Here is an 8,516-nt window from a genome sequence, read left to right on the forward strand (position 1 = left end):
TTTTCTTCACACGGTGGAAAGAGAAACTCTCGTCATACCTGTCGATAGGGATGATTCTTCTCGGCTTTATCCATTCGGTCTTGGTCATGGTCGAAATGCTGGGGCGCCACGGCCAGCTGTATGAAAAGGCGATTCCGTTTATCACCCTGCCGAATTTCAGCCTGGAACTGGGGATTTATCTTGACCCGCTGACGGCGGTGATGCTTCTGGTCGTCACCATTGTCAGCAGTTGTGTGCAGATTTACTCGCTCGGTTATATGCATGGCGACCCCCGTTACAGCCGGTATTATTCTTATCTGTCGCTATTTACCTTTTCCATGCTCGGTCTGGTGCTGGCAAACAACTTCTTCATGATATTTATCTTCTGGGAACTGGTCGGGCTGACCAGTTATCTTTTGATAGGTTTCTGGTTCGAAAAGAAATCGGCGTCAGATGCCGGAAAGAAAGCGTTTATCACCACCCGCATCGGCGATTTGGGATTCATTGTCGGTATCCTGATACTGACCGCCTTTGTCGGGACGCTCAACTACCAGCAGGTTTTTGAGAAGGTTGCCTCCGGCGAGGTTTCCGCGACCATCGTAACTCTGGCAGGGATATTTCTCTTCTGCGGCGCGGTCGGCAAATCGGCGCAGTTCCCGCTGCATGTCTGGTTGCCGGATGCCATGGAGGGACCCACTCCGGTCTCGGCATTGATTCATGCCGCTACCATGGTTGCCGCCGGGGTCTATATGGTGGCGCGGGGGATGTCGCTTTTCGCCGGCTCGGCGACGGCATCACTGGTGATTGCCTCGATAGGCCTTATTACCTCGTTTATCGCCGCCACCATTGCTCTGACTCAAAATGATATCAAGCGGGTGCTGGCGTACTCGACCGTCAGCCAGCTCGGTTATATGATAATGGCGCTGGGATTATATGGTGTCGATTATGCCCACGGGCATCATTCCGCCGGGTATGTCGCCGGAACGTTTCATTTGATGACCCACGCCTTCTTCAAGGCTCTGCTCTTCCTCGGCGCCGGCTCGGTGATACATGCGGTTCATACCAACGATATTCAGGAAATGGGGGGGCTCTCCAAGAAGATGAAGATTACGGCGACAACATTCTTTATCGCTTCACTTTCTATCGCCGGCATTTTCCCCCTATCCGGCTTCTGGTCAAAAGATGAGATTGTCGCGTCCACGCAGGGACATCCGGTCTTCATGTTTTTCACCCTCTTAATCGCCTTCATGACCGCCTTCTATATGTTCCGTCTCTGCTTCATGACTTTCACCGGCGCGCCGCGCAATGAAGAAAAGTATCATCATGCCCATGAATCCCCCAAATCGATGACCTACCCTTTGATGTTCCTCGCCTTTCTTTCAATTTTCGCCGGATGGGTCGGTCTCCCCTGGCTGCATCATGGATTTTCATCTTTTGTGTTTCACGAGGAAGTGCATCATGCCGGACCGCAGTATATCCTGATGATTGTTTCCACAATTGTGGCGGTTTCCGGTATCGGGCTGGCGTACCTGATTTACTATAAGAGAAAATTCTCCGCTGATGCCATTGCGGAAAAATTCAAGCCGATTTATACCCTTCTTTACAATAAATACTATTTCGATGAGCTGTATGATGCGGTGATAATCAGGCCGATTCTGGGTTTGACCAATCTGCTCTGGTGGTTTGACGCCAATGTTATCGACGGGCTGGTCAATTTCTCCGGCTGGTTAACGGTGAAATGGGCCGATGCCAAGCAACTGTTTGACCAGTATGTGGTCGATGGCGCGGTCAACGGCGCCGGCTACCTGATGATGGGATTATCATGGTTATTCCGGTACCTCCAGAACGGCTCGCTGCAGTTTTATACGCTGATAGTTGCCGCCGGCGCTATCGGCATAGTCATATATAAAGTAACGCCCGAGGGTTTCTATTACTATCTCGCCGGGCTATTGATTATGGCGCTCTCTCGCTTGCTGGTAAGGTCGCTGAGAACGGAACGGGCCGATTCCGGCGCAAAATATGAAGGATAGTCCGCATGTCGCGGCTGAGAAGGATGGAGTAAATATATGATGCTGAGTTATACGATATTCCTGCCGATGGTCGGTTTTCTGGCAATCCTGTTTACGCCCAAAGAGAAAATCTGGACCGTCCGCTGGCTTGCCGCCATTTTCTCGTTTATTCCGATGATTCTCTCCTTCATCATCACATACGATTACTTCATCAACAGTTCCGCTTCCTCCGCTTTTGCTTTTGTCGAGGGTCCCTTCGAGTGGATTGCTGCCATCAACGTGCAGTACTTCCTCGGAGTGGATGGAATTTCGGTCCCGATGGTATTCCTGACCGGGCTTCTTTCTTTTCTGTCGATTATCGCCTCTTTCAATATTCAGAATCGGGTCAAAGAATATTTCGCCTTCTTCCTGCTTCTGGAAACCGGCATGATGGGCGTTTTCTGCGCCCTGGACTTTTTCCTTTTCTACATTTTCTGGGAAGTTATGCTGGTGCCGATGTATTTCCTCATCGGAATCTGGGGCGGGCCGAGAAAAGAGTATGCCGCCATAAAGTTTTTCCTCTATACCCTCTTCGGTTCGATTTTTATGCTGGTGGCGATACTGATACTCTATTTCAGTTTCGACCCGCATACGCTCAGTATTCCGCAGTTGATAGAGCAGGCGCCGATGATGACGCGGACGCTTCAGATGCTCTGCTTTGTCTTTTTCTTTGTCGCTTTTGCCATCAAAGTCCCGGTCTGGCCCTTCCATACCTGGTTGCCGGATGCGCATGTTGAAGCCCCGACTGCAGTCTCCGTGATTCTTGCGGGCGTTCTCCTGAAGATGGGAACCTATGGGATGCTTCGTGTCTCCTGGCCGATGTTCCCCGAGCCGCTGCGGTATTTTTCAATTCCGATTGCGCTACTCGGTTTGATAGGGATTATATATGGCGCGCTGGTCTCGATGGCGCAGAAAGATTTGAAAAAACTGGTAGCATATTCCTCCGTTTCGCATATGGGGTACTGCATGCTGGCGCTGGGCGCATACTCCTCGGTGACCGCAATCGCCGGTTGTATGTTCCAGATGGTCAGCCATGGGCTTATCACCGGCGCCCTCTTCCTTTTGGTGGGGGTTTTATATGACCGGGCGCATACCCGCGAAATCGCCGCTTTCGGCGGGCTCGGTGTCAAGATTCCGGTCTATACCGGCATAATGGTGCTCTTCTCCATGGCATCGCTGGGATTGCCGGGGATGTCCGGCTTCGTTTCCGAGTTTATGGTTTTTGTCGGCGCCTTTGGAAGTTTCAAACTGATTACCGCTCTGGCGGTGCTGGGAGTGGTCCTGACCGCCGGATATATGCTGCGGATGGTGCAGAGAATGTTTCTTGGTGAATTCAATATGGCAAAGTGGGGCGGCTTGACCGAAATTAACACCCGCGAAATTCTAACGGTCGCCCCCCTGGCTGTTTTGACTATTGCCCTCGGCGTCTATCCCTCGCCGCTTTCTAATCTGATGCGAGCCACCCTCGAAAACCTGGTCAACCTGATGGCGCGATAGGGATATTAAAGATGATAAATTTCAACCTGAAAATAATGCTGCCGGAAATATTTCTCTTCCTCTGGGCGCTGGTGGTGATTGCCTACGACCTCGGCACGCGGCGACGTCACTCCCGCACTATCGGCTATCTCACCATGTTCGGCATCGCTGTGGCCGGAGTCCTTCTGGCGCTATATCATGGCGGACTCTCTTTCGGAAGCATGTTCCAGTCCGACCAGCTGGCGGTTTTCTTCAAGATTATTTTCCTCGGCTCCGCTTTCATGGCGGTCGGGTCATCGTTTGATATCGCCCACCACAAAATTCAGCATCACCGCGGCGAGTACTATGGGCTGATTCTGTTTTCGACGGTTGGAATGATGTTTCTTTCGTCAGCCAGTGAACTAATCTCGCTCTATATAGGGTTGGAACTGACCACCATTCCGCTGTTTGTTCTGGCGGCATATTACAAAGACGACAAGATTTCAGTCGAAGCCGGATTGAAATATATGATTATCGGGGCTTTTTCCTCGGCGATACTTCTTTACGGCTTGTCGCTGCTGTACGGGATGACCGGCACCACCGATATCATCTGGATAAAAATCGAACTGGCAAAGACCTTCTTGCGCTGGGGCAAAATCGGCCCCGGCTTGATTCTCGCTTTTGTGATGATAATGGCCGGCATCGGATTCAAACTGGCGCTGGTGCCGTTTCATATGTGGGCGCCCGATGTCTATCAGGGAGCGCCGACACCGATTACGGCGTTCCTGTCGGTCGGCTCCAAAGCGGCCGGTGTGGTGGCGTTCGCCCGGATTTTTGTCAACGGCTTGATTTCGTTTGCCACCGATGTCATGCGCCCCCTCGACTGGGGCATAATCCTTGCCGTGCTGGCGTCGGCGGCAATGATTATCGGCAATATCACCGCTCTCAGGCAGCGAAATATCAAGAGGATGCTGGCTTATTCCTCCATCGCGCAAATCGGATATGTCATGGTCGGAATGGTGGCGGCAAACACGATGGGTATCGCCTCGGTCGGATTCTATATGTTCATATATCTTTTTGCCAATATGGGGGCTTTCGCCGCCGCGACTATCTTCCACGATAAAACCGGCTCCGATGGCATCATCAGTTACTCCGGTCTCTCCAAGACCTCGCCGGTCTTTGCGGCATTCCTGACTATATTTCTGCTCTCGCTTGCCGGTATTCCGCCGCTCGGCGGATTTGTCGCCAAATATCTGGTTTTCGCCGCCGGCATTCAAGCCGGTTACACCTGGCTGGTGATTCTCGCTCTTCTGACCGCGGTCGTATCGCTTTACTACTATGTCCTGGTGGTGAAGATGATGTATTTCTCATCGGAGACGCCGACTTTCCAGATAAAACCGTCTTTCCCGGCAAACCTGGTGCTTCTGCTGGGAGTGGTCGGGCTCTTTCTTTTCGGCATTTTCCCCTCGCCGATTCTCGATTTTGCTTTTGAGACGGCCAAGGTCTTTGCTTTCTAAGAGTTACCGTCATCTAATCTTGTTGACAGAATAAATCGCAATCGCTATATATTATTGGGAAGTAGCCGACGGCTAAACTGAGTCGGCGCACAAGATGTCTATATTTAGAATCATTCGCGACATTCTCCGGCGGCAATTCCTTGCCGGCGTTCTGGTGGTTGTCCCGCTTATCCTCACTTATGTGGTGCTTCGCTTTCTTTTCGAGGCGCTGGATGGCATCCTGTCGCCGCTTCTTCTCAAACTGCTCGGCATTCATATCCCGGGGCTGGGAATTCTGGCTACCTTGCTGCTCATCTTCCTGGTCGGAATCTTCACCACCAATATCATTGGCTCCACTCTGGTGAAATACTGGGATAAACTTCTTGCCCGCACCCCGATAATCCGGGTCTTTTATCTTGCCGCCAAGCAGCTGATTGAAGCGTTTGCGGTCCCGAATATCAAGGCTTTCAAAGAGGTGGTGATGATAGAATATCCCCGCAAGGGAATCTTCGTCATCGGTTTCGCTACCACCCAGACCAAACTCATCACTGCCGACAAAGGGGAAAAACGGCTCATCGGTGTCTATATCCCATCAACGCCGACTCCGATGACCGGCGCCATTGTTTTTCTGCCCGAGGAGGAGGTAGTCAGTCTCGATATGCCGGTTGAAGACGGTATCAAGCTGATTGTCTCCGGCGGCATTGTGGCGCCCCATGAGATATCACAAGTAAATAAGCCCGCCTTAGGCGGAATAGGGGAGGTTACATAATTTATGCGCCTCGCTAATATGCTCAAAGAGCAGTTCATCATAGAGGATTTGAAAGCGTCAACCAAAGATGAGGCTATCGCCGAACTTCTGGAACTGCTCAAAGCCGACAACCCCAGTATCGATATCAACGGAATCAAGGAGCTGATAATCGAGCGGGAGGAAATTGAGAATACCTCCTATGGACGGGGATTCGCCTTCCCCCATGCCCGCACCGATAAAGTTGACGATATGCATATTCTCCTGGGGGTCTCCAAAAAGGGACTCAAGGAGAAAACCCCCGATAATATCCCCCTCTCGGTGGTGGTGCTGCTTTTGACTCCCTCCAATATTTCTAAATTGTATCTTCAGACCTTATCCGCCTTTGCCTCTTTTGCCCGGATGGAGGGAAGTCTCGATAATCTGGTCAAGGCGAAAAGCAAATCGGACATAATCGATGTCATCTGGCAGACCGGCGTCAAGGCGGAAAAAGAACTTACCGTGAAAGATATCATGCGCCGTGATGTCGCCACCGTTACTCCCGATGACTCGCTTAAGACGGTCGCCAACCTGATGTTCAAAAACCGTCTCTCGGCTCTGGCGGTGGTCGATAAGGAGGGGAATCTCCTGGGGCAGATTACCGACAAAGACCTGATTCAGGCGGCCCTTCCCGATTACAAAACACTCATCTCCAATCTCAATTACTCCATGGATGTCGAGCCGTTCGAGGAACTCTTGAAGCAGGAAGACAAAATCAAGGTTTCGCAGTTGTACAAGACCGACCATGAGATTGCCAGTATGGAGACCCGTCTGGTGGAGGTGGCGGCGCTGATGATTTTCAAGAATCTGCGGCGCGTTTTCGTGGTGAAAGACAAAAAACTGGCCGGCATCCTGCTGCGCAAGGATATCGTGAATATGATAATAAGGGGGTAGGGGGGAAATTACAAATCTGTGGGGATATGATGGCAAAAAAAAAGGCGCGAAAGAGCAGGAAATTGGTAGCCGGCTATTTGGAGAGAATCTCCAGCCGGGTCTTTTCTGACTTTCAAACGGCACTGAAGAAATTGGTAGGTGGGCAGCACGGTCTTTACGCGCTCTACAAGGGCAATAGACTTTATTATGTAGGTCTTGCCACCAATTTGAAAAGCCGCATCAATCAACATCTGCGGGATAAACACGCAAGCAAGTGGGATAGGTTCAGTCTATACCTTGTGAGAAAAGCAGACCACATAAAAGAGCTTGAATCGCTGGTGATGCGGATTGCCGACCCAAAAGGGAACACTGCTAAAGGGCGGTTAAAGCACGCACAGAATCTAAATCAGGTACTGCGACGATTGGTGAAAGCGGACCAGGATGAAGTCATTATAGACATTTTTGAGCCGAAAGTAAGAGAATTGAGAGATTCCAAAAGAATCAGCAATCGACGAGAAGGGGTAGAAGGTAGCAGAAAACCAACTCTATTCGGATTAATAAAAAGGACCACAGCATTGCAAGTAAATTACAAAGGTGTGATTTATGCCGCTAAAGTAAGACGTAGCGGCAGGATATTCTTAGATGGAAAAGCCTATAATTCACCTTCAGCCGCAGCAAAAGGGCTGACCGGGAAATCAATTGATGGTTGGCACTTCTGGAAATTCAAGAATAAAGAAGGACATTGGGTGAAGTTGGATGTCCTCAGGAAGTGAGATTTTCGTGCGCGGCGGGTCTTCAGACCCGCCGGCGATTAAAGGCAGTGGGTCTGTTAGCCCCACGCGAACCCGCAAAGTCGAAAGACCGACTATGCACTAGAATAAAGAATTTCAGTAAGCGCAGTACGAAATCACTTGATTGGCTTTAAGGTAGGGAGCAAGGGGGCTTGCCCATGAGATACCGAGCAATTGGAGAGTCATATGAGACCAGAAGATAACTCAGAAATCCAGAGAAGTAAATATGTGAAGGCAGTTAAGTACTCAACCATTACTGTGCTTCTAGGGGCAATCGGCAGTGGATTATGGGATGTTCTCCTATCTCCGATATTTGAGTTTCTATCAACCGCCTTCTTATCAATGCTTGCCTCTATTTTTGAAGGATACGTAAACAATTTGCACCGCGAAATCGGCTTCGCCGAGACAGAGAGATTTACGCTACTGCCGTACTTAATCCTGATAACCTTTCTGCTCATGTATCCTTGGATAATGCTATTTGTTGCCCTGAGAAAGTGGAAATTCTGGTCCGACTTTTCTCATTCGGACGATCAGATAGCGAGCAATGTACAACGTCAAAGAAGGAAGTCGATTATGCAATCATTGGGGCTATGGATGCTTTCGCGCAAGAGGAGAGTCATCATTTTCTTTACAGCGTGGGGCACGGTCATGACATTAGGACTTATGTCAATAAGTCTAATGGATTGGTATACTCATAAAGCTTGCATTTATGTTGAACGGTCATTAGAAATCCTAGCTCCTAGTATAAGTTCTGAGGAATTCCTTGCATTAAGGGCGGCCTACCGTTCTGTTGATTCTGCAGAGAAATTCTATAGCCTGGATAACCGTCTCCGCACGTTGGCAAGTGCCAGAGGCTTGGTTTTACCTGTATTCACTGCAATCAAATGAATTAATTATATTGTTTAAATCGCCGCAATACTATGTACGGTTCAGCCCTTGGCTGAGATCACCTCTCTCTGATTTTATGACGGCGGTGACTTCAGCCCCTTGTAGTCTGAGAGTGTCAAAACCCCCACTCGCGCCTCGCTCTACACAGATGGCTCGGGGGGATTTTGACCTACGCGACTGGATACCCGCTCCCCGCTTTCGC

At 50.1% G+C, this 8,516-nt stretch carries 7 protein-coding genes; all 7 read left to right on the plus strand.

Annotated elements, in window-relative coordinates; all coding sequences use genetic code 11:
• A partial coding sequence (nuoL, locus tag AB1690_03515) for an NADH-quinone oxidoreductase subunit L (protein ID MEW6014372.1) occupies positions 1-2,009 on the plus strand: 2,009 nt, incomplete at its 5' end.
• Positions 2,010-2,045: 36 nt separating this feature from the next.
• A complete protein-coding gene (locus AB1690_03520; protein MEW6014373.1) occupies positions 2,046-3,524 on the plus strand; it encodes an NADH-quinone oxidoreductase subunit M in 1,479 nt (492 codons plus the stop codon).
• 11 nt (positions 3,525-3,535) lie between these two features.
• Positions 3,536-4,999, plus strand: coding sequence for an NADH-quinone oxidoreductase subunit N (locus AB1690_03525; GenBank protein ID MEW6014374.1), 1,464 nt, complete (start codon positions 3,536-3,538; stop codon positions 4,997-4,999).
• 94 nt (positions 5,000-5,093) lie between these two features.
• Positions 5,094-5,747, plus strand: coding sequence for a DUF502 domain-containing protein (locus AB1690_03530; protein ID MEW6014375.1), 654 nt, complete (start codon positions 5,094-5,096; stop codon positions 5,745-5,747).
• A gap of 3 nt (positions 5,748-5,750) precedes the next feature.
• Entirely contained in the window at positions 5,751-6,656 is a 906-nt protein-coding gene (locus tag AB1690_03535) for a CBS domain-containing protein (GenBank protein ID MEW6014376.1), read from the plus strand.
• Positions 6,657-6,682: 26 nt separating this feature from the next.
• A complete protein-coding gene (locus AB1690_03540) occupies positions 6,683-7,408 on the plus strand; it encodes a GIY-YIG nuclease family protein (protein MEW6014377.1) in 726 nt (241 codons plus the stop codon).
• A 204-nt stretch (positions 7,409-7,612) separates the two neighbouring features.
• Positions 7,613-8,314, plus strand: coding sequence for a hypothetical protein (locus tag AB1690_03545; GenBank protein ID MEW6014378.1), 702 nt, complete (start codon positions 7,613-7,615; stop codon positions 8,312-8,314).
• Positions 8,315-8,516: the final 202 nt, after the last annotated feature.

This window comes from Candidatus Zixiibacteriota bacterium, assembly GCA_040753495.1.
Taxonomy (GTDB): domain Bacteria; phylum Zixibacteria; class MSB-5A5; order GN15; family PGXB01; genus DYGG01.